General features: G+C 71.7%; 16 protein-coding genes. 10 read left to right on the top strand and 6 right to left on the bottom strand.

The genetic code is table 11. The features are described 5' to 3' along the window. Positions 1–399: 399 nt before the first annotated feature. The 4 genes from AB0F52_RS28605 to AB0F52_RS28590 all read left to right on the top strand — a co-directional run bounded on the left by AB0F52_RS28605 (position 400) and on the right by AB0F52_RS28590 (position 6180). Positions 400–3288, top strand: coding sequence for a S8 family serine peptidase (locus tag AB0F52_RS28605; protein ID WP_360177516.1), 2889 nt, complete (start codon positions 400–402; stop codon positions 3286–3288). A 59-nt stretch (positions 3289–3347) separates the two neighbouring features. Continuing rightward, on the top strand, positions 3348–3998 hold the full coding sequence (locus tag AB0F52_RS28600; RefSeq protein WP_360177513.1) for an acVLRF1 family peptidyl-tRNA hydrolase: 651 nt from the start codon (positions 3348–3350) through the stop codon (positions 3996–3998). A 165-nt stretch (positions 3999–4163) separates the two neighbouring features. Beyond that, entirely contained in the window at positions 4164–5792 is a 1629-nt protein-coding gene (locus AB0F52_RS28595) for an ABC-F family ATP-binding cassette domain-containing protein (RefSeq protein WP_360177510.1), read from the top strand. 178 nt (positions 5793–5970) lie between these two features. Then, the gene (locus AB0F52_RS28590; protein WP_003071237.1) at positions 5971–6180 is read left to right on the top strand and encodes a helix-turn-helix domain-containing protein; all 210 of its coding nucleotides are present in this window, start codon (positions 5971–5973) and stop codon (positions 6178–6180) included. Here AB0F52_RS28590 and AB0F52_RS28585 read toward each other — a convergent pair. Both AB0F52_RS28585 and AB0F52_RS28580 read right to left on the bottom strand, forming a co-directional pair. Then, positions 6167–7519 (bottom strand): glycosyltransferase 87 family protein, encoded by a 1353-nt coding sequence (locus tag AB0F52_RS28585; RefSeq protein WP_360177507.1) that lies wholly within the window; start codon positions 7517–7519, stop codon positions 6167–6169. The genes AB0F52_RS28590 and AB0F52_RS28585 overlap by 14 nt on opposite strands. 33 nt (positions 7520–7552) lie before the next feature. Next, a complete protein-coding gene (locus AB0F52_RS28580; protein WP_360177504.1) occupies positions 7553–8407 on the bottom strand; it encodes an LLM class flavin-dependent oxidoreductase in 855 nt (284 codons plus the stop codon). Positions 8408–8479: 72 nt separating this feature from the next. Between AB0F52_RS28580 and AB0F52_RS28575 the strand changes: the two genes are divergently transcribed. Next, positions 8480–8911, top strand: coding sequence for a MarR family transcriptional regulator (locus tag AB0F52_RS28575; RefSeq protein ID WP_360177501.1), 432 nt, complete (start codon positions 8480–8482; stop codon positions 8909–8911). Positions 8912–9009: 98 nt separating this feature from the next. Beyond that, the gene (locus AB0F52_RS28570) at positions 9010–10881 is read left to right on the top strand and encodes an ABC transporter ATP-binding protein (RefSeq protein ID WP_360177498.1); all 1872 of its coding nucleotides are present in this window, start codon (positions 9010–9012) and stop codon (positions 10879–10881) included. Between the two features lie 136 nt (positions 10882–11017). Here AB0F52_RS28570 and AB0F52_RS28565 read toward each other — a convergent pair whose 3' ends face one another. Continuing rightward, entirely contained in the window at positions 11018–12184 is a 1167-nt protein-coding gene (locus tag AB0F52_RS28565; protein ID WP_360177495.1) for a serine hydrolase domain-containing protein, read from the bottom strand. 107 nt (positions 12185–12291) lie between these two features. Then, positions 12292–13020 carry an SIS domain-containing protein gene (locus tag AB0F52_RS28560; protein ID WP_360177492.1) on the bottom strand — a complete coding sequence of 243 codons (729 nt, stop codon included), beginning with the start codon at positions 13018–13020 and terminating at the stop codon, positions 12292–12294. A gap of 118 nt (positions 13021–13138) precedes the next feature. On the opposite strand from AB0F52_RS28560, the gene AB0F52_RS28555 reads away from it, so the two are divergent. The 4 genes from AB0F52_RS28555 (at position 13139) to AB0F52_RS28540 (ending at position 17058) form a co-directional block, all read left to right on the top strand. Further along, positions 13139–13831 (top strand): alpha/beta fold hydrolase, encoded by a 693-nt coding sequence (locus AB0F52_RS28555; protein ID WP_360177489.1) that lies wholly within the window; start codon positions 13139–13141, stop codon positions 13829–13831. Between the two features lie 95 nt (positions 13832–13926). Beyond that, positions 13927–15180: a cyclopropane-fatty-acyl-phospholipid synthase family protein gene (locus tag AB0F52_RS28550; protein WP_360177486.1), complete on the top strand. Its 1254-nt coding sequence runs from the start codon at positions 13927–13929 to the stop codon at positions 15178–15180. Between the two features lie 97 nt (positions 15181–15277). Next, positions 15278–16489, top strand: a complete 1212-nt coding sequence (locus AB0F52_RS28545) for an LCP family protein (protein ID WP_360177483.1) — start codon at positions 15278–15280, stop codon at positions 16487–16489. A 38-nt stretch (positions 16490–16527) separates the two neighbouring features. Continuing rightward, on the top strand, positions 16528–17058 hold the full coding sequence (locus AB0F52_RS28540) for a GNAT family N-acetyltransferase (protein ID WP_360177481.1): 531 nt from the start codon (positions 16528–16530) through the stop codon (positions 17056–17058). Here AB0F52_RS28540 and AB0F52_RS28535 read toward each other — a convergent pair. Next, positions 17055–17516, bottom strand: a complete 462-nt coding sequence (locus tag AB0F52_RS28535) for a peroxiredoxin (protein ID WP_360177478.1) — start codon at positions 17514–17516, stop codon at positions 17055–17057. The genes AB0F52_RS28540 and AB0F52_RS28535 overlap by 4 nt on opposite strands. A gap of 386 nt (positions 17517–17902) precedes the next feature. Continuing rightward, positions 17903–19720 (bottom strand): EAL domain-containing protein, encoded by a 1818-nt coding sequence (locus AB0F52_RS28530; RefSeq protein WP_360177475.1) that lies wholly within the window; start codon positions 19718–19720, stop codon positions 17903–17905. Positions 19721–19867: the final 147 nt, after the last annotated feature.

Genomic DNA, 19867 nt, shown 5'->3' with positions numbered 1-19867 from the left:
CGCCGCGCGCCGCGCCGCACCGCCGCGCCGCACCGCCGCGCGCCCCCCAGTGCGCCGTAACGAACTTTCCTCGTGGCTTCGTCGGTTGCACGGTCCGGTCTGGCGCTTGTGGACTTCCCACTCCGTGGTCTCCCTTGCCGACAGTGGTGGGACGATCATTTGTCCGGTGCGTGTCCGGTGACCGGTTCACCGCTGCGCTGAACGGCCTACGTCATCCGTCCCATTCGGGAAATTATCCGTCCTTTGTCACTCGAACGGCTGATGTTTACGGAGAACTACCGGTACTTGACTGGGGCCTGCCGGTGATCACCGGCGTCGGTCAGCGTGAGTCGGGGCACGCGCCTGGAGAATCGGAGGGCGCCCGTGCGCCGTACCCGTTCCAACAGATCGAGATCCACTGTGCTCACCGCCGGAGCCGCGGCACTGCTCGCCGCGCTCGGCCTGGTTTCCCCGCCTGTCGCGGGGGCCGCTCCCGCGTCCGGTCCGGACGCGTTCAGTGAAACCGCGCAACAGCAAATCGCCGCCCTGCAGGCGGTCAAGGCGGGCCGCACCGCCGCTGAGTCCAAACTGGACAGCAAGCTGCTCGTCGCCGCCAAGGGCGTGGGAAAGCAGCTGAACGCACTGCAGTCTGGGGCCACCGTCTCCGCGGCCGGGACCGTCCTGGTCGACATCCGCGCGAGCAAGGTCTCGCCGGACCTCCTCGCCGGGCTCACCAAGGCCGGGGCGGGGATCCGCGCGGTGTCCGACCGCTACAGCAGCGTCCGCGCCGAAGTGCCGCTCGACAAGGTCGGCGAGATCGCCGCGCGCGGCGACGTCAAGCGCGTCGAGCAGGCCGACCAGGCGATGACCGCCCGGGAACTGGCGACGCCGGCGACGACGCCGGGCAAGTCCGAAACCAAGGCGGAAACCAAGCAGCAGAAGGCCGACCGCATCGCCGGCGAGCTGCAGAAGGCCATCAGCGCCAAGACCCAGCGCAGTGCCGCCGCGGCCGCGCCGCTGGTCAGCGAAGGCGACCGGGCGCACAACGCCGACCTCGCGCGCCAGCAGTTCGGCGTCACCGGTGTCGGCGTCAAGGCGTGCGCCCTGTCGGACGGCGTCGACTCTCTGGCGGCGTCGCAGGCCAAGGGCGAGCTCCCGCCGGACGTCGACGTCATCGCCGGCCAGGAGGGCGACGGCGACGAGGGCACCGCGATGCTCGAGATCATCCACGATCTCGCGCCCCGCGCCGCGCTCGGCTTCGCCTCGGCGTTCAACTCGGACGCCAGCTTCGCGGACAACATCCGCAAGCTGCGCTTCGAGTCGCACTGCGACGTCATCGTCGACGACGTCATCTACTTCAAGGAATCGCCGTTCCAGGACTGGATCATCGCCCAGGCCGTGAACGACGTGACCGCCGACGGCGCGCTGTACTTCTCGTCCGCGGGCAACGAAGGCAACGTCGCCAGCGGCACCGCCGCGCACTGGGAAGGCGACTTCGTCGACTCCGGCAAGTCGGTCGGCAAGTTCGCCGGCACCGCGCACAACTTCGCCGGCGCGGCGGGCAACCAGATCTACGAGCCCATCTCGAACGCGTCCTCGGCCGGCGTCCCGGTGACGCTGCACTGGTCGGACCCGCTCGGCGCGTCCGCCAACGACTACGACCTCTACCTGCTCAACTCCGCGGGGGCCGTGGTCAGCTTCAGCCAGAACGTCCAGGACGGCACCCAGGACCCGTACGAGATCCTGCAGACGCCGGCCTTCGGCGGCACCGGGCTGCGCCTGGCCGTCGTGAAGTTCTCCGGGGCGAACCGCTACCTGTCGCTTTCGGCGCTGCGCGGCCGGTTCTCCGACTCGGCCGACGGGCTCAAGGCCTACAACACCCCGGGCGTGACGGTCGGCCACTCGGCCGCGCGGGACGCCTTCAGCGTCGCGGCGGCCCCGGCGGCCAAGGCGTTCGGCCGGGCCCTCGAGCCGGGCGACCCGGCCAACCCGGCGGGCCCGTACCCGGGCTCGTTCAGCGGTGCCACCAAGGCCGAGCGGTTCACCTCCGACGGTCCGCGGCGCGTGTTCTACGAGGCGAACGGCACGCCGATCACCCCGGGCAACGTGTCCTCGACCGGTGGTGAGGTCCGGAACAAGCCGGAGATCACCGCGGCCGACGGCGTGCAGACCAGCGTGAGCGGGTTCAACCCGTTCTTCGGCACCTCGGCCGCCGCTCCGCACGCGGCCGCCATCGCCGCGCTCGTGCTGTCCGGCAACCCGGGCCTGCCGCCCGCGGAGGTGCGGGAAGCGCTGATCAACACCGCGATCGACATCGAAACCCCGGGCCGCGACAACTTCACCGGGTCCGGCGTCATCCTCGCGGACAAGGTGCTGGCCTACACCGGCGCCAGCCCGCAGCCCCTCGCGGTGGCGAAGCAGCCGACGGTCACCCCGGCCGACGGCGGCTCGGCGCTCGACCCGGGCGACACCGCCAAGGTGACGCTGCCGGTGACCAACGACGGCGACGGCACCGCGGTGTCCACCAGCGTCGTGCTCACCAGCCCGACCCCGGGCGTCACCGTGGCACCGCGCTCGAAGTCCTACGGCACCATCAGCCCGGGACAGACCGGCGTGAACGACTTCACCATCACCGTCCCGGCGAGCCAGCAGCTCGGCGTGCCGGTGGTGCTGAACGCCCGTGTCACCTTCGCCGGCGCGCACTCGCCGACGACGACGTCCTTCGCGCTCCCGGTCGGCACCCCGTCGCCGGTCGCGCAGGACTTCGCCTACGCCGGCGAGCCGGTGGCGATCCCGGACAACAGCCCGGTCGGGGCGTCGGTGACCATCCCGGTCACCGGGGTGGGCCGCGCGTCCAAGGTGACGTTCTCCGTGGACGGCACCACGTGCAGCACCGACTCGACCTCGACGACGGTGGGGCTCAACCACTCCTACGTCGGTGACCTGGTCGGCACGCTGACGTCGCCTTCGGGCGCGAAGGCCACGGTGTTCCAGCGCAACGGCGGCTCGGGCAAGAACCTGTGCCAGGTCGTCTTCGCCGACAACGCGGCGACCGCGTTCAGCACGGTGACATCGGCCAACGCGCCGTTCACCGGTTCGTGGCGGCCGACGCAGGCCCTGACCGGCAACCTCGCCGGCGCGGCGGCCGACGGCACGTGGACGTTCGGTGTGGTCGACGCGGCGGGCGGCGACGCCGGCTTCATCCGTTCGGTCGCACTGCACATCAACGGGTTCGTCCAGCCCCCGGCGGCCGGCGCGCCGTCGAACGTGCGGAGCGTGACGAACAACGGTCCGGTGCACCCGCTGTAACGCACTACCACCGGTACGGGGCTGTCGCGGTGATCGCGGCGGCCCCGTACCGTTTCCCCGTGGCGAAGGCGCGGCAGGTCCCGGGTGGCGGACGTGCCGTCGAAGTACCGCCGGAACGCCTCGCCGGCTGGTTCGAGCGGTTCGCCGGCGGGCACGGGGGAGCGGTGGCGACCGAGGCCACGCCGCACGAAGTGCGCGTGACCGCGGCGGACGGGACCACCGCCACCGCGACCGTCCCTTTCGGACCGCTCGAAGACCCTTCCCTCGACGCCCTGGTGGCGCACGCGCTGGCGCCCCGGCGCATCGCGCTCGTGCTGGTGCGGAAGGGCGGCCACAGCGTCGGCATCGCGCGGGACGGCCGGATCGAGGTCTCGCGCACCGACCGGCACCTCGTGCAGGGCCGCTCCGCCGCGGGCGGGTGGTCGCAGCAGCGCTTCGCCCGGCGTCGCGCGGGCCAGGCGCGCCACGCGCTCCAGGACGCGGCGAAGGACGTCTTCGAAGTGCTCGTGCCCCGGCTGTCCGAAGTGGATGCCGTGGTGCTGGGCGGGGATCGCCGGGCGCTCGACGAGCTGCGTGCGGACCGCCGGCTGGCCCCGCTGTTCGCCCGGGCGGAACCGCGGGTGATCGAGGTCGGCGAGCCGAGCCGCGCCGTGCTCGGCGAAGCCGCCGTGCGGGCGCTGTCCGTGCAGGTCACGCTACGCGACGGGTGAGTGCGGCCACGTCCGGAAAATCCGCTGGCGCGCAGCCCGTACACTGGACTCCGTGGATATCCAGCTGGAGTGACGCCGCGGCCCGAGCGGTCGCTTGACGCTGTCCTCCAAAACGCTCCCTTCTCGAGCGCTGTCCTCCGTTCACCCCCGTCCACGGGAGTTTCCTTGATCACGGCCACCGGCCTTGAGCTGCGCGCGGGTTCGCGCATCCTGCTCAACGGCGTCACCCTCCGCATCCAGCCCGGCGATCGCATCGGCCTCGTCGGGCGCAACGGCGCGGGCAAGACCACCTCGCTGAAGGTCCTCGCCGGCGAAGGCGAGCCGCACGCGGGCGACGTCCGCCGCACCGGCGAGCTCGGCTACCTGCCGCAGGACCCGCGCGAAGGCGATCTGTCGGTCACGGCGAAGGACCGCGTGCTCTCCGCGCGTGGTCTGGACAAGCTGATGCGCGACATGGAGAAGGCGCAGGCCTCGATGGCCGAGCTCGTGGACGAGGCCGCGCGCGACAAGGCCATCAACCGCTACGCCCGGCTCGAAGAGCGCTTCGCCTCCCTCGGCGGGTACGCCGCGGAGAGCGAAGCCGCGCGGATCTGCTCCAACCTGGGCCTCGCCGACCGCGTCCTCGCGCAGACGCTGGGAACGCTTTCCGGTGGCCAGCGCCGCCGCGTCGAGCTGGCGCGGATCCTGTTCGCCGCGGCCGAAGCCGGCGCCGGCGGCAAGTCCGAGACGATCCTGCTGCTCGACGAGCCGACCAACCACCTCGACGCCGACTCCATCAACTGGCTGCGCGGCTTCCTCAAGCAGCACGACGGCGGCCTGGTCGTGATCAGCCACGACGTCGAGCTGCTGGCCGACGTGGTCAACAAGGTGTGGTTCCTCGACGCCACCCGCGGCGAGCTCGACCTGTACAACATGGGCTGGCAGCGCTACCTCGACGCGCGCGCCACCGACGAGAAGCGCCGCCGCCGTGAGCGCGCCAACGCCGAGAAGAAGGCGTCGGCCCTGCAGCAGCAGGCCGCGAAGCTCGGCGCGAAGGCGACGAAGGCCGTGGCGGCCAAGAACATGGCGCGCCGCGCCGAGCAGATGCTGTCCTCCCTCGAGGACACCCGCCACGCCGACAAGGTCGCCCGGATCAAGTTCCCGGAACCCGCGCCCTGCGGCCGCACCCCGCTCACCGCCGAGGGCCTCTCGAAGTCCTACGGCTCGTTGGAAATCTTCACCGGCGTCGATCTCGCCATCGACCGCGGTTCGAAGGTCGTCGTACTCGGGCTGAACGGCGCGGGAAAGACGACTTTGCTCCGGCTGCTGGGCGGAATGGAATCCATGGACACCGGATCGGTCGTTCCGGGTCACGGATTGCGCTTGGGGTATTACGCACAGGAACACGAAACTCTTGATCATGATGCGTCGGTGTGGGAAAACATCCGACACCTCGCTCCGGACACCGGTGCGCAGGAGTTGCGGAACCTGCTCGGCTCGTTCCTCTTCACCGGCGAACAACTCGACCAGCCCGCCGGCACGCTTTCCGGTGGCGAGAAGACCCGGCTCGCGCTGGCGGGCCTGGTCTCCAGTGCTGCCAACGTGTTGCTGCTCGACGAGCCCACGAACAACCTGGACCCGGCCAGCCGGGCCCAGGTCCTGGACGCTTTGCGCAGCTTCGCCGGTGCCGTCGTCCTGGTGACGCACGACCCGGGAGCGGTCGAGGCGCTGGAGCCCGAGCGGGTCATCCTGCTGCCCGACGGGACCGAGGACCACTGGTCGGCGGACTACCTCGAACTTGTCCAGCTCGCGTGAGGCGTGCGTCCATTCGGGTGCAAGATCACTCGCCGTAGAGCACTGGAATGGCCCAATGTGATCGCAATTTCGGCTGTTTCGCGTCTGTCGTCTGGCATTCCGGCGCTCAGTGTTCGATCATTGCCCCGGCAGGGGCCGATATGTGGCCCAGAACACTCTCGGCGGGAAGGCGATCGACGTGGCTGATCTCAAGAAAGGCGCGCGGATCACCGGCAACACGCGCGACAAGCTAGCCGCTGACCTGAAGAAGAAATACGAGAAGGGCTCGAGCATCCGGGCGCTCGCGGAGTCGACGGGGCGGTCCTACGGGTTCGTCCACCGGGTGCTGTCGGAGTCCGGCGTCCAGCTGCGGGGGCGTGGCGGGGCCACCAGGGTCAAGAAGAAGTAGTCGCGGACTGCTGCGCGGGGGGCGCAGCGGGAACTTCGGCCACGCGGAACGCCAGGTGGGCCCCGAGCAGGACCAGCGGGTACACCAGGTAGCCGTACCGGGTGGCCGGGGTGAGCAGGATCAACGCGCCGAGTCCGACGGCGGTGCGCAGCAGTGCGCCGGAGCCGTTCGCGGGGGGCCGGCGCACCAGCCAGACCACCATCGCCACGGCCGCGGCGCCGACGAGCACGAACGCCGCCACCTGGCCGACCGGGCCGGTCTCGGCGATCAGGTGGCCCGGCAGCGGGCTGGCCGCGGGCGACCGCACCACGCCCATCCCGAGCGGGAACCGCACGACGTGCTCGACGAACGCCGCCGGATCCACCAGGTACACCGGCAGGTGCAGGGCGGCCGTCGTCGCCACCAGCGCCGCCGCGAACCGGCCCAGCGCCGCCCAGTCGAGCCCGTTCCCGCGGCGCACCAGCACCAGCACCGCCAGGACGGCGGCCGCGGGCGCGACGATCAGCTTGGCGCTGACGACCAGCGCCAGCACCAGGCCCGACCAGGCGACCCGCCCGGTGGCCGCGAGCGCGCAGCTGAGCACCAGCAGGCCGACGATCGCCAGGTCCGGGCCGGCCACGGCCCAGGTGAGCGCGGTGAGCGGGCAGGCCAGCGCGAGCTGCGCGGCGCCGACCGGCACCCGCGGCCACTTCAGCAGCTTCAGCGTGCCCAGCACGCACGCGCAGGCGGCCAGGGCGAACATCCAGCGGGCGTCGGTGAGCGCGTCGGTCAGCGGCGTGCCGCCGAACAGCGCCCGCGGCAGCCCGAAGATCGCCATGACCGGCCCGTAGGGCGTGTAATCGTTTACCACGGGCGGCCGGCCGAGCGCGGTGACGTCGACGTACGGCGTTCCGTGGTGCAGCAGCAGATCCGCGGACCGCTCGATCACCCAGACCTCGGGCTGCGCGGCCCACGAGAACGGCGTGATCAGCCAGTCCACTCCGGTCAGGCGCCGAATCACCAGAAGTGCCAAGGGGAGGATCATCGCCAACAGTGCCACCGCGGCGATCCCGCACCAGCGTGAACCGGCTACGCCACGCGGCGTACGCCCGCTTCGTGCGGACAGCAGCAGGTAGCCGCTGTGCGCCGCGCCGAAGCCGTACGCGACCGTGGCGAAGTTGCCCCAGACGCGGTAGCCGTAGAACTCGGACACCAGCGCGGTCGGCAGCGCGAAAGCCAGGCAGGCCAGGTAGAACCCCAGGTCCCAGCGCAGGGGGGCGGCCTCTCCCGGGCGCGACGGCGCCGTGAAGAGCCGGGCCGCGCGCCGCCATGCGGGCGCCTGGCCCAGCTCCGTTCCCACGTCGTCAGGCTACCGAGGGGGCCGCCGCCCGGTTCAGCCGACGTCTCGCAGGCGGGGCAGCAGCTTCGCGGCCGCTTCGGAGGCCGCGACGACGTCGTCGCGGCCGGCGGGCATCAGCACCAGCTCGGTGAACCCGGCCTCGAGGTAGCTCTGCGTGAGACGCAGGGCGCTGTCCGCGTCGGCCGGCAGCCGGAACTGCACGGCGCGGCGGACGGTCGCCGGATCACGGCCCACGGCCGCGCAGTGCTCGTCCAGGACACGGGAAAGCCGTTGCAGCTCGGCGATTTCCGTTCCGGGCAGGGCCGCGTTGAGCCAGACGTCGGCGTGCTCGGCGACGACGCGGAGGCCGCGCTTTTCGCCGCTGCTGCCCAGCCACAGCGGGGGTTTCGGTCGTTGCAGCGGCTTCGGATCGCTGATCGCACCGGTCAGGCGGTAATGGCGGCCTTGGTGGTCGGTGACCGGCGCGGTCCACAGCAGACGGAGGATTTCGCAGGTCTCGGCCAGTCTTTCCACGCGTTCCGCCGCCGGCGGCGTGGGCGTGCCCATCATCGTGTCGGTCAGGGTGTCGCCGCCCGCGCCGAGGCCGACGTCGAGCCGGCCGCCGGAGAGGTGGTCGACGGTCACGGCGATCTTGGCGAAGGTGCCCGGGTGCCGGTTGGTGTTGCCGGAGACCAGGCAGCCGATCCGCACCCGCTTCGTGGCTTCGGCCATCGCGGCCAGCAGGCTCCAGCCGTCGAAGATGTCGCCGGTGCGATCGGGGCCCATCGGGGCGAGGTGGTCGAACACCCAGCAGCCGTCGAAGCCGGCGTCGTCGGCGATCGCCCAGATCTCGCGGAGCGCGGCGATGCCGATGTGCTGCTGGGGTGGTTTGAGCCCGATGGCGGTCATGGGGAACTCCTGATCATCAGTTTGTAAAATCATCAGTCAAACTGACGATCAGCGTAGGTGTAGGGTCTGCCCATGTCCAGCGCGCCCCTCGCCGTCACCCAGCGGCTCGGCTACCTGCTCAAGCACGCCCAGCTGCGGCTGGCCGAGCTGGCCGAGCCGCTGTATGCCCCGCTCGGGGTCACCGGGCGGCAGCTCGCGCTGCTCACGCTCTTCGGTGACGGGCCGGCGCGGTCGCAACAGGACGGCGCGGCCCGGCTCGGCGTCGACCGGACGACGATGGTCGCGCTCGTCGACGAACTGGAGGCGAAGGGCCTGGTCCGGCGCGAGGTGGCGCCGGGCGACCGGCGCAAGCGCCTGGTGCTGCTGACTCCGGAGGGGGAGCGCGTCCGCGAGGCGGGGGCGGAAGTCACGCGGCAGGCCGAGGCGCTCCTGCTGGAACCGCTGTCGGCCGAGGATGCCGAGCGGCTGCGCGCCGCCCTGCACCGGGTCGTTCGCGCCGAGTGAACGACCTCGGGAAGCAAACGGGCAACGAGCGCGTTGTCCAGGTCATATCCGGCGAAAACCTCAGCTAAAGTAGAGGTTTCTGATCCTGGGGGTTTCCCGTGGACAACATGTGGGGGCTGTGGAGCTCGGCGATGCGCGCCGGCGACACCCCGAAGGCGCTCACGCGCGGCACGCTCAACCGCGTCGCGCGCTTCGCCCGGCCGCATTGGCGCCGCCTGCTGGCCTTCCTCGTGCTGACCGTCGTCTCGGCCGTGCTCGCCGTGTCGACGCCCGTGCTGGCGGGCAAGGTGGTCGACGCGATCGTCGGCGGCCGCGACGTCACGCTGGTCATCTGGCTCGCCGTGGTGATCGCCGCGCTGGCCGTCGCCGACGCCGGGTTCGGCCTGATCGAGCGCTGGCAGTCCGCGCGCATCGGCGAGGGCATCATCTACGACCTGCGGCGCGCGGTCTTCGAGCACGTCCAGCGCATGCCGATCGCGTTCTTCACCCGCACCCGCACCGGCGCGCTGGTCTCACGGCTCAACAACGACGTCATCGGCGCGCAGCGGACCTTCACCGCGACGCTGTCGGGGCTGGTCACCAACGTCATCCAGCTGGCGCTGTCGCTGGCCGTCATGCTCACGCTGTCGTGGCAGGTCACGCTGATCGCGCTGGTGCTGCTGCCGATCTTCGTCATCCCCGCGCGCCGGCTCGGCCGCCGGATGGCCGGGCTGCAGCGGGAAGCCGCGGACCTCAACGCCGGGATGACCACGCAGATGACCGAGCGGTTCTCCGCGCCGGGCGCGACGCTGGTGAAGCTCTTCGGCCGGCCGGTGCAGGAAGCGGACGACTTCGGGGTGCGCGCGGGGCGCGTGCGGGACATCGGCGTCCGGACCGCGATGCTGACCCGCTGGTTCATGACCAGCCTGACCCTGGTTTCGGCGCTGGCGCAGGCGCTCGTCTACGGCCTCGGCGGTTACCTCGCGCTGACCGGCAAGCTCGCGCCCGGCACCGTCGTGGCGCTGGCGCTGCTGCTGACCCGGCTCTACGCGCCGCTGACCGCGCTGGCCAACGTCCGCGTCGACGTCATGACGGCGCTCGTGTCGTTCGAGCGGGTCTTCGAGGTGCTCGACCTGGAGCCGATGATCAAGGAGAAGCCCGCCGCGCGTGCTCTTTCCGTCTCCGGGGGCGTCTCCGTCGAGTTCGCGGGAGTCCGCTTCGGCTATCCGGCCGCCGACCGGTACTCGCTGGCTTCGCTGGAGGACGTCGCCACGCTCGACCACCGCGGCGGGGAAGAGGTGCTGCACGGCATCTCGTTCCGGGCCGAGCCCGGGCAGATGGTCGCGCTGGTCGGGTCTTCGGGCGCGGGGAAGTCGACGATCGCGTCGCTGCTGCCGCGGCTCTACGACGTCGACTCCGGTTCGGTGCGGCTGTCCGATGTGGACGTCCGGGAGCTGACTTTCGCTTCCCTGCGGGAAACCGTCGGCGTGGTGACGCAGGACGGGCACCTCTTCCACGACACGATCCGCGCCAACCTGGCGTACGCGCGCCCCGGCGTCACCGACGGCGAGATCTGGGAAGCGCTGGAGCGGGCCCGGCTGGGCGAGCTGGCGCGCTCGCTGCCCGACGGCCTCGACACGACGGTCGGTGAGCGCGGCTACCGCCTCTCCGGCGGCGAACGCCAGCGGCTGACCATCGCCCGGCTGCTCCTGGCCCAGCCCAAGGTCGTCATCCTGGACGAGGCGACCGCGCACCTGGACTCGGAGTCCGAAGCCGCCGTCGGCGAGGCCCTGACGCACGCACTGGTCGGCCGCACGGCCCTGGTCATCGCCCACCGGCTCTCGACGGTCCGCGCGGCCGACCAGATCCTGGTCCTGGAACACGGCGAAATCGTCGAGCGCGGCACCCACGACGAACTCCTGGCCGCCAACGGCCGCTACGCCACCCTCCACGCAACCCAGTTCGCCGACCAGGAACCCGCCGTGGCGTGATCAGCGGGGCATCACCTGTGATTGGGGAGGCATCACGTGTGATTGGAGGGGCATCACTCGTGATTGGGCGGGCATCATCGTGATGCCCCTTCAATCACGCGAGTGCCCCCTTCAATCACGCGTGTGTCCCTTCTGATCACGCGTGATGCCCCTCGATGCACGTGTAGAGGGCGGTGACCAGGGCCATTTTGCGGGGGTCGTCGCGGATGAGGGGGCCGAGCTGGTTGAGGGTGTAGCCGAAGGCGATGCCGTTCTCCGGGTCGGCGGCGCCGGTGGAACCGCCGAGGCCGTCGTGGCCGAAGGCGGCGGGGTTGGGGCCGAAGCCGCGGGCGTCGCTGCCGAGGTAGAAGCCCAGGCCCCACTCGTTCGGGAGGCCGAGGACCGCGTCGATCTCCTTGCCCTGGCTTTCGCGGGCCCGGGCGAGGGCCGCCGGCGACAGGAGGGTGCCGTCGGCCAGGCCGGCGTAGATCGTCGCGATCGCGCGGGCCGTGCCGTGGCCGTTCAACGCCGGCATGACCGCCTGCCGCCACGCGGGGTCGTTGGCATCGTGGCCCTGGACGCGCGGGTTCATCAACGCGGCCTGCGCGACCGGACCGGCCGCCGCGAACGCCGTGGCCAGCGCGTTCGCCATCTCCTCGGTCATGACCGGGTCGACCAGCGTCGCGCAGCGGTCCAGGTCGGCGGCCGAGGCGAGGCCGATCGAGAAGTCCGCGCCCAGTGGCCCGGCGACCTGCTCGGCGAAGAACTCGCGGATGCCCTGCCCGGCGATCCGGCGGACGACTTCGCCGACGAGCCAGCCGTAGGCCAGCGCGTGGTAGCCACCCGCGGACCCGGGCTCGTACAGCGGTTCCTGGGCCGCGAACAGCGACGTCATCAGGTCCCAGTCGTACAGCTCCTCGACGCGCACCGGCCGGTCCGGGCCGATCCCGGGCACGCCGGACCGGTGCGAAAGCAGCCACCGCACCGGGATCTCCGCCTTCCCGGCCGCGGCGAACTCCGGCCAGTACTTCGCGACCGGCGCGTCCACGTCGAGTTCGCCCGCGTCGGCGAGCTTGTGCGCGCACAGCGCGGTCATGCCCTTGGTCGTCGACCAGACGTTGGCCAGGGTGTCCGGCTGCCACGGCCGGGCGCGCTCCGGTCCGGACCAGCCGCCCCACAGGTCCGCGACGACCTCGCCGTGCCGGATGGCGGTGAACGCGGCCCCCAGCTCGCCGCGGGAGCGGAAGTTCTCCTCGAAGGCCTCGCGCACCGGTTCGAAGCCGGGCGCGCACTCGCCGTGCACCGTCGCCGTGGCGCTGTCCATCGGACCTCCTCCGGGAGCGACCGGTCCGCACCGACCAGTCGGTATGTCGACGCTAAAACGGCCGGGCGCGTCCGTCAAGACGTGCCCGGCCGGTGCTTTCCGACGAACTACCGCAGCCGGGGGACGATTTCGCCGTACTTCGCCAGCAGCGCGGCGTTCGCCTCGTCGCCACCCTCCACATTGGAGCTCCGCCACAGCGGGACGTCGAGGCCCTCGGCCGTTCCGCGGTCGTAGACCTGGGCCAGCACGAGATTCCACAGGAACGCGCTGACCACAGTGGACAGCGGTGCGGTACGCGGCGCGTCCGCCGGGTAGCTCGCGTCACCCGGGACGACCAGCGAGTCCAGCACCACCGTGCCCTGCTCCACCAGGGTGCTCGACGACCGCTTCGGCGCCGCGGCCACGCACGCCCGCGACGTCACCGCGATGACCGCCGCACCCCGCTTGCGCGCCTCGATGCACAGCTCGACGGGGTAGGGGTTGACGCCGGACGTCGAAAACACCACCAGCACGTCGTCCGGCCCCGGCGCGCGCTCGGCCAGCACTTCCGCGGCCAGGCCGCTGCGCCGCTCGGTCCGCGTGCTGGACACCGCGCCGTGCAGCGGGAGCAGCTCCGGGTGGTAGAGCGGATAGACGCAGGCCAGCCCGCCGGCCCGGTAGAACGTCTCGGCGACCGCGGCCAGCGAGTGCCCGGCGCCCGCGGTGTAGACCAGTGCGTCGGCCCGGATCACCCCCAGCACCAGGTCCGCCGCGGCCCGCACCGATTCGGCGTTGACCTGCTCGACTTCGGCCAGCTGCCGGGCGACGCTGCCGGCGATGTCCGTGGCGCTCACCACACCCACCCTTCCGTCGGGGATCGGGCGCCGAATCTACCGTGCGGACCACTTCGCGCGGTGGAATAGCCGGGTGGGGGACCGAGGTTGACCCGCATGGCGGGGGAACAGGAGGACGCGGGTGGGCGAGGTGGATCCGGCGGTGGCCGGGTGGCCGGCGCGGGGGCGGACCCGGGCGGTCGTGCTCGTGCTGCACGGCGGCGCGGAGCGGGGCACGGGCACCGTGCCGCCCTGGAAACTGGCCTACGTCAGGATGGTCCCGATCGCGCGCGCCCTGCACCGGGCCGGCCGTAAGGACGGCGTCGAGGTGCGGCTGCTGCGCAACCGCCGCTACGGCTGGAACGCGCCCGCCGAGGACCCGGTCGGCGACGCCCGCTGGGCCCTCGACCGCATCCGCGAAGACCACCCCGGCCTGCCGGTCGTGCTGGTCGGTCACTCGATGGGGGCACGGGTCGCGCTGCGCGTGGCCGATGACCCGGCCGTGCGCGGCGTCTGCGCGCTGGCGCCGTGGACGCCGCGGGGCGAGCCGGTCGACGCCGTCGCCGGGAAGTCGGTGCTCGTCGTGCACGGCACCCGCGACCGGATGACGAGCCCGGCGGAATCGCACGCCTACGCCGAACGGGCCGCGGACGTCGCCGCCCGCGTCGCCCGGTTCGAAATCGCCAACGAGGGTCACGCGATGCTGCGCCGAGCCCGGGTCTGGACCCGGCTGACGGTGGCGTTCACCCTGGATCTGCTCGCCGGGGACGACGGCGGGACCCTCCGCGGGGCGTGGGCCGCGAGCGGGCCCGACCGGCTGCGGATACCGGTGTGAAAGTGCCCCGATCAGGGCATTCGGCGACACGCGCCGCGGGGGTGCGGCGACTACGATCGATCACCGGCGAACCTGGCCGGCCGGAGGGAGTACCCGTGACCACTTCGAGCGCTGACCGGGCGTCGGCCCGGGACGTCCCGGACGGGACCCGGTGGCCGGGCCTGGCCACCCCGCCGCACTCCGCGCTGCGCGCGCGGATCGCCGCCGCGCTGTTCCGCCACGCGATCCGCCCGCTCGACGTCCGGGCGACCTTCCCGGACGGCACCGTGCTCGGCGCCGGCGGCCCGGAGGCACCCGAGATGCGGATCCTGCGCCCCGAGGCGTTCTTCCACCGCATGGGCGTCGACGCCAAGATCGGCTTCGGCGAGTCCTACATGGCCGGTGACTGGACCGCGTCCGACCTGGCCGAGGTGCTCACGCCGTTCGCCGAGCGGATGGCCACGCTCGTCCCGCCGGTGCTGCAGAAGTTCCGCCGGCTCGCCGAGCGGACGCAGCCGCCGTCCGAGGAGAACACCCTCGAGGGCGCGCGGGCGAACATCCACCGCCACTACGACCTGTCCAACGACCTGTTCGGCGCCTTCCTCGACGAGTCGATGACGTACTCCTCGGCGCTGTTCGGCCCCGGCGACGACCTCACCGCCGCGCAGCACCGCAAGATCGACAGCGTGCTCGACTACGCCGGCGTCCGCGACGGCAGCGACGTCCTCGAAATCGGTACCGGATGGGGTGAACTCGCCATCCGCGCCGCGGCCCGCGGCGCGCACGTGACGTCACTGACCATTTCGGAGGAGCAGCGCGCGCTGGCGACCGAACGCATCGCGGCGGCCGGGTTCTCCGACCGCGTCGAAGTGAAGCTGTGCGACTACCGCGAGTCGAGCGGCCGGTACGACGCCGTGGTCAGCGTCGAGATGATCGAGGCCGTCGGCGCGTCCTACTGGCCGGCGTTCTACGCCACGATCGGGGACCGGCTGCGCCCCGGCGGGCGGTTCGGCCTGCAGGCCATCACCATGGACCACGACCGGATGATGGCGGCGTCACGCGCCTACGGCTGGGTCCACAAGTACATCTTCCCGGGCGGCCTCATCCCGTCGGTGCGGTCGATCGAGGAGGGCGTCAAGGCGGACACCCGGCTCAAGCTGGCCGGTATGCGCGAGTTCGGCCAGGACTACGCGCGCACGCTACGGTGGTGGCGCGAACGGTTCCTGCACCGCTGGGCCGACATCGCCGGGTTCGGGTTCGACGACGTCTTCCGCCGGATGTGGGAGTTCTACCTGGCCTATTCCGAGGCCGGGTTCCGGTCCGGGTACCTCAAGGTCCACCAGTTCGGCTACGAGGCAACCGGCCGGTAACCGGTCGCGGCAACCCGACCCCGGTGCCGCACGTCCTCCTGTCGAGGACGTGCGGTGTACTGACGGCGACACGTTTTGTCCGGATCGGGATTGGGTGATGGTGATGACGTACCGTGGCGACGACGGCGGGCGCCGGATGCCGCCGCCCCGGCCGCCTGGCGGCCGCTCCCGGGACCACCAGCGCGCGCAGATGATGCCGCTGCCCGGGCGGGGCCGCAGCCCGTACGACGAGCGCACCCGCCCGATGGGCACCCGCGACCCCGAGTACGCCCCGCCCCCGCCGCCGCGGCAGGACCCGCCCGGCCGCCCGGCCGGGGACGACTACCCGCCGTCCCGGCCGCCGCGCCGGCGTCGCTGGAGCATCGGCAAGGTCCTGGGCGCCCTGGTGCTCGCGTTCGTCGTGTTCCTCGCCGGCATCTGGGTGTACCTCGAGTTCTCGATCAAGCGCGTCGACGCGCTGGAGGACTACTCCGGCCGCCCGGTGGCCGCGTCCGGCACCAACTGGCTGATCGTCGGCTCGGACAGCCGTGAAGGCCTGACCGCGGAGGACGAGGAACGGCTCGCCACGGGCGACGTCGCCGCGGCGGGCGGCGGGCAGCGCACCGACACGATCATGGTCGCGCACCTGCCGGACAACAGCTCCAAGCCGACGCTGCTGTCGCTGCCGCGCGACTCGCAGGTGTCGATCCCCGGCCACGGCAAGAACAAGATCAACGCGGCGTTCTCGCTCGGCGGCCCGAAGCTGCTCGCGCAGACCGTCGAAGGCGCGACCGGCCTACACATCGACCACTACGCGGAGATCGGCTTCGGCGGGTTCGCCAAGATCGTCGACGCGATCGGCGGCGTCGAGATGTGCATCGACAAGGACATGAACGACACGGTGACGGGGATCAGCATCAAGGCGGGCTGCCCCCAGTCGCTCGACGGCCGGTCGGCGCTCGGCTTCGTCCGGATGCGCCACAGCGACGCGACGCCGCGGTCGGACCTCGACCGCGTCGCCAACCAGCGCAAGTTCATCGGCGCGCTGGTCAGCCAGATCGCCAGCCCCGGCACGCTGCTGAACCCGTTCGACTTCTTCCCGCTGCTGTCCTCGGCCCCGGACGCGCTGACCATGGATTCCGGCGACCACGTGCACAACCTCGCCGGCCTGGCGATCGCGATGCGCGGGATCTCCTCCGGCGGCGTGGTGACGACGACGGTGCCGGTGACCAGCGGGTCGGCGGAGAACTGGGACAAGGCCAAGTCGAAGCAGCTGTTCGACGCGCTGAAGAACGACACCGAGGTCCCCGACAGCGTGATCGTGAATTGATTCGCGCGTGACGTCCCGGCCGGGGCACCATGAGCTGCATGGAAACCCCGGCCGAGACCTACCGCGAAGGTGACCTCACGCTGACCCGCTGGCACCCGGGCGACCGGCCCGTGCTGACGGCGGTCGTCAGCGGCTCGCTGGCGCACCTGAGGCCGTTCCTGATCTGGGTCGCCGACGGGTACACCGACGACGACGCGGCGGAGTTCCTCCGGCTGACCTCGAACCACTGGGAGAGCGGCGAAGCGTACTCGTACGCTTTGCGGCTGGGCTCGGAGGTGGCGGGCGGCATCGGCGTGGTGCGCCGCGACGGCGGCGTCGAAATCGGCTACTGGCTCGCGGCCGGCTTCGTCGGCCGGGGCTTGATGACCCGGGCCGTCACGCTGCTGACGGAGGAGGCGTTCCGCCTCGGCGCCGGGTACGTCGAGATCAAGCACGACGAGCGGAACGTCCGAAGTGGAGCGGTGCCCGCGCGCCTCGGCTTCACCCGGGTGCGCTCGGAACCGGCGGAGAAGCCGCTGGCCCCGGCGTGCACGGGCACCAACCACGTGTGGCGGCTCGTCCCTCGCTAGGAGACCTTGTTCCGCTCCCGCAGCACCTTGAGCGCCTCATCGGCGTGGACGGTGAAGTTGAGCTCGCTCTTGATCTTCGCGATGATCTTCCGGTCTTCGCCGATGACGAAGGTGGCGCGCTTGGTGTGCATGGGCAGGAGTTTCCGCCACACGCCGAACTGCTTCGCGACCTCACCCTCCACATCGGACAGAAGCGGGTAGTCGAAGCTGTTGGCCGCCGAGAAGGCCCGCTGCTTGGTGATGGCGTCCGGGCTGATCCCGACGCGGTGCGCGCCGACCGCCGCGAACTCCGCCGCGAGATCGCGGAAGTGGCAGCTCTCGGCGGTGCAGCCCCCGGTCATCGCGGCCGGGTAGAAGAACAGGACCACGGGCCCGGTGGCCAGGAAGTCCGAGAGCGTGCGCTCCTGGCCCTCGTCATCGGGCAGCGTGAAATCGGGGGCGAGGTCTCCGGCGTCCATGGACGTCCCTTCTCGTCGGCGGCAGAACCCATCCTGCCGGGTCTTCGGAGCCAGCGCTTCACCGGCTTGGTCGTGCCGGTCTGTTGGTTGCGTGGTTTCCCCGCTCCTCTGGTTGCGTGGTTCCCCGCTCCTCTGGTTGCGTGGTTCCCCACTCCTCTGGTTGCGTGGTTTCCCCGCTCCTCGTCCTTTGATTGTTCGACACCGGAGAGCCGGCCTCAAGGGCGCCTTCGGCGTCGCTTCGCGATGAGCAAGCTCACCCTTGACCCCGGCTCTCCGGTGTTGACTGCGGCGGGGACGAGGGGCGGGGGAGGTGTAGGGCGGGTGGTTGGGTTCGGCCGTGGGCCGTCGGTGCCGGTTGAGGGCCGCCTCGTCGGCGGTGGATTCGCTCAAGTTCGCGGGTGGCGGGCGATCATCTCGTCGACCTCGTCGCCCGTTGCCGAATCCGCCACGAACGGGCCGCGGGCCGCGATCACCCCGAGCTGGCGGAGCCGGGCCGCCTGCTCGTGCGTGCGCACTCCCTCCGCCCCCACCCGCAAGTGCAGTTCGCGGGCCCGGGTGATCAGCTGCGTCAAGTGGCGCAGGTCGGGCTCCGCCGGGTCGTCCGTGTCCAGCGCGTCGACCACCGGGCCCGACAGGATCACGTGCCGCACCGGGAGGCGGTGCTGGGGGATCAGCTCCAGGTCCGCCGACCCCGAGATCGTCAGCACCAGCTGGGCGCCCAGGTCGGCCAGGACCGCCAGGGAGTCCAGGACCTCGCCGCGGGGGTCGAGCATCGAGTCGCGGTCCGTGCACAGCCTCAGTGCCCGTGCCGGGAGCTCGTGCTTGTCCAGCTGCTCCTTCACCAGCAGCACCAGGTCCGGGTCGATGGCCAGCCGGGCCGGGAGCCGCACGCAGACGTCCGGTGCCGCGTCGCCCAGGTGCGTGCGCCAGCGGGCCGTCGCCGCCAGGGATTCGGCGAGGAGCCAGCGGCCCAGCGGCACCGTCATGCCCGTGGTCTGGGCCAGCGGGTAAAACTCGTCGGAGCCGAGCTCGCCCTTCTCCGGGTGGTTCCACCGCAGCCCGGCGTTGACCGCGGCGAGCTCGTCCGGCCGGGACAGCTTCACCGTGGGCTGGTAGACGAGCGAGAACTCGCCGTTCTCCAGCGCGCCGGCGATCACCGCGCCCAGCTGGTAGCGGCCGCGGTCGCGGGCGTCCAGCTCCGGGTCGAACAGCATCCACTGCGCCTTGCCGGCCTCCTTGGCCCGGTGCAGCGCGATCTCCGCCGCCCGCAGCAGTTCCGCGGCGCCGCCCTCGACCGCGGCGCGCACGACGATGCCCGCGCTCGCGCTGACGCCGATGCCGTGCCCGCCGAGGTAGATCGGCTCGTTGAGGTCCTCCAGGGCCCGCTCGACCAGCCCGACGACCTCGGTCGCCGCCAGCTCGCCGCGCAGCAGCACCGCGAAGCCGTCGCCGGACAACCGGGCGACGAACCCGTCGTGGTGGCCGGTGAACACCGCCGACAGCTTGCTGGCGACCCCGCGCAGCACCTGGTCGCCCACCCCGGCGCCGAGACCGTCGTTGATCACCTTGAAGCCGTCGACGTCGAGGTAGATCAGCGCGATGTCGTCGCGCGCGCCGGCGCCGAGCGCGGCTTCGAGCTTGGTGGTGAACGACGACGCGTTCGGCAGCCCGGTCAGCGGATCGTGCACGTTCTGGTGCAGCAGCCGCTCCTGCAGCAGGTGCAGCTCGTTGGCGTCCGACACCATCAGCACCGGGTAGACCGAACCGGGCCGGTCGCCGGGCAGCCGGGCGAGCGTCACGTCGGTCCAGAGCTGGCCGTCTTCGGTGTGGTCGAGCAGCATCCGCTCCTGGTAGCGGTCGCGGCCCGTGCGCACCTGCTCCAAGCCTGCCTTGAGCCGCGAGACGTCGTGGTCGGTCGAGCCGAGGCCGGTGATGTGCCTGCCCCGCAACCGATGCGGCGAGCAACCGAGCAGCTGGCCGAGGGCGAGGTTCGCCTCCACGATGGCGCCGTCGGGGTCGGCCAGCGCGATCCCCATCGGCGACGCGGCGTACAGCGCGGTGAACCGCAGCAGCGCGCCGTCGTGCTGCGAGCCGGCTTGGTCGACCGCTTCGTTCGCGACCTCGAGCAGCAGGGCCTCGAGCTCCTCCGGGGGAAGCGTTACTCCTTTGGTGTCGGCCAACGTCGCCGCCCACCGGCGCGCCACGTCCAGTAGCCCTGACGCGGCACCGGGTTCAGGCACACTCCACCTCTTCACGCACAGGTATGGCCAGGTCGGACACGGTGTCGGGGATCATGAAGCCACACCAGGCAGCCTTCGCCCACGATCGATGCCACGCCATCATGTGCGTGA

The organism is Amycolatopsis sp. NPDC024027, from assembly GCF_040638975.1.
Lineage (GTDB): Bacteria > Actinomycetota > Actinomycetes > Mycobacteriales > Pseudonocardiaceae > Amycolatopsis.
The sequence above is the reverse complement of the archived record's forward strand: the minus strand, read 5'-3'. Positions and strand labels throughout refer to the sequence as shown.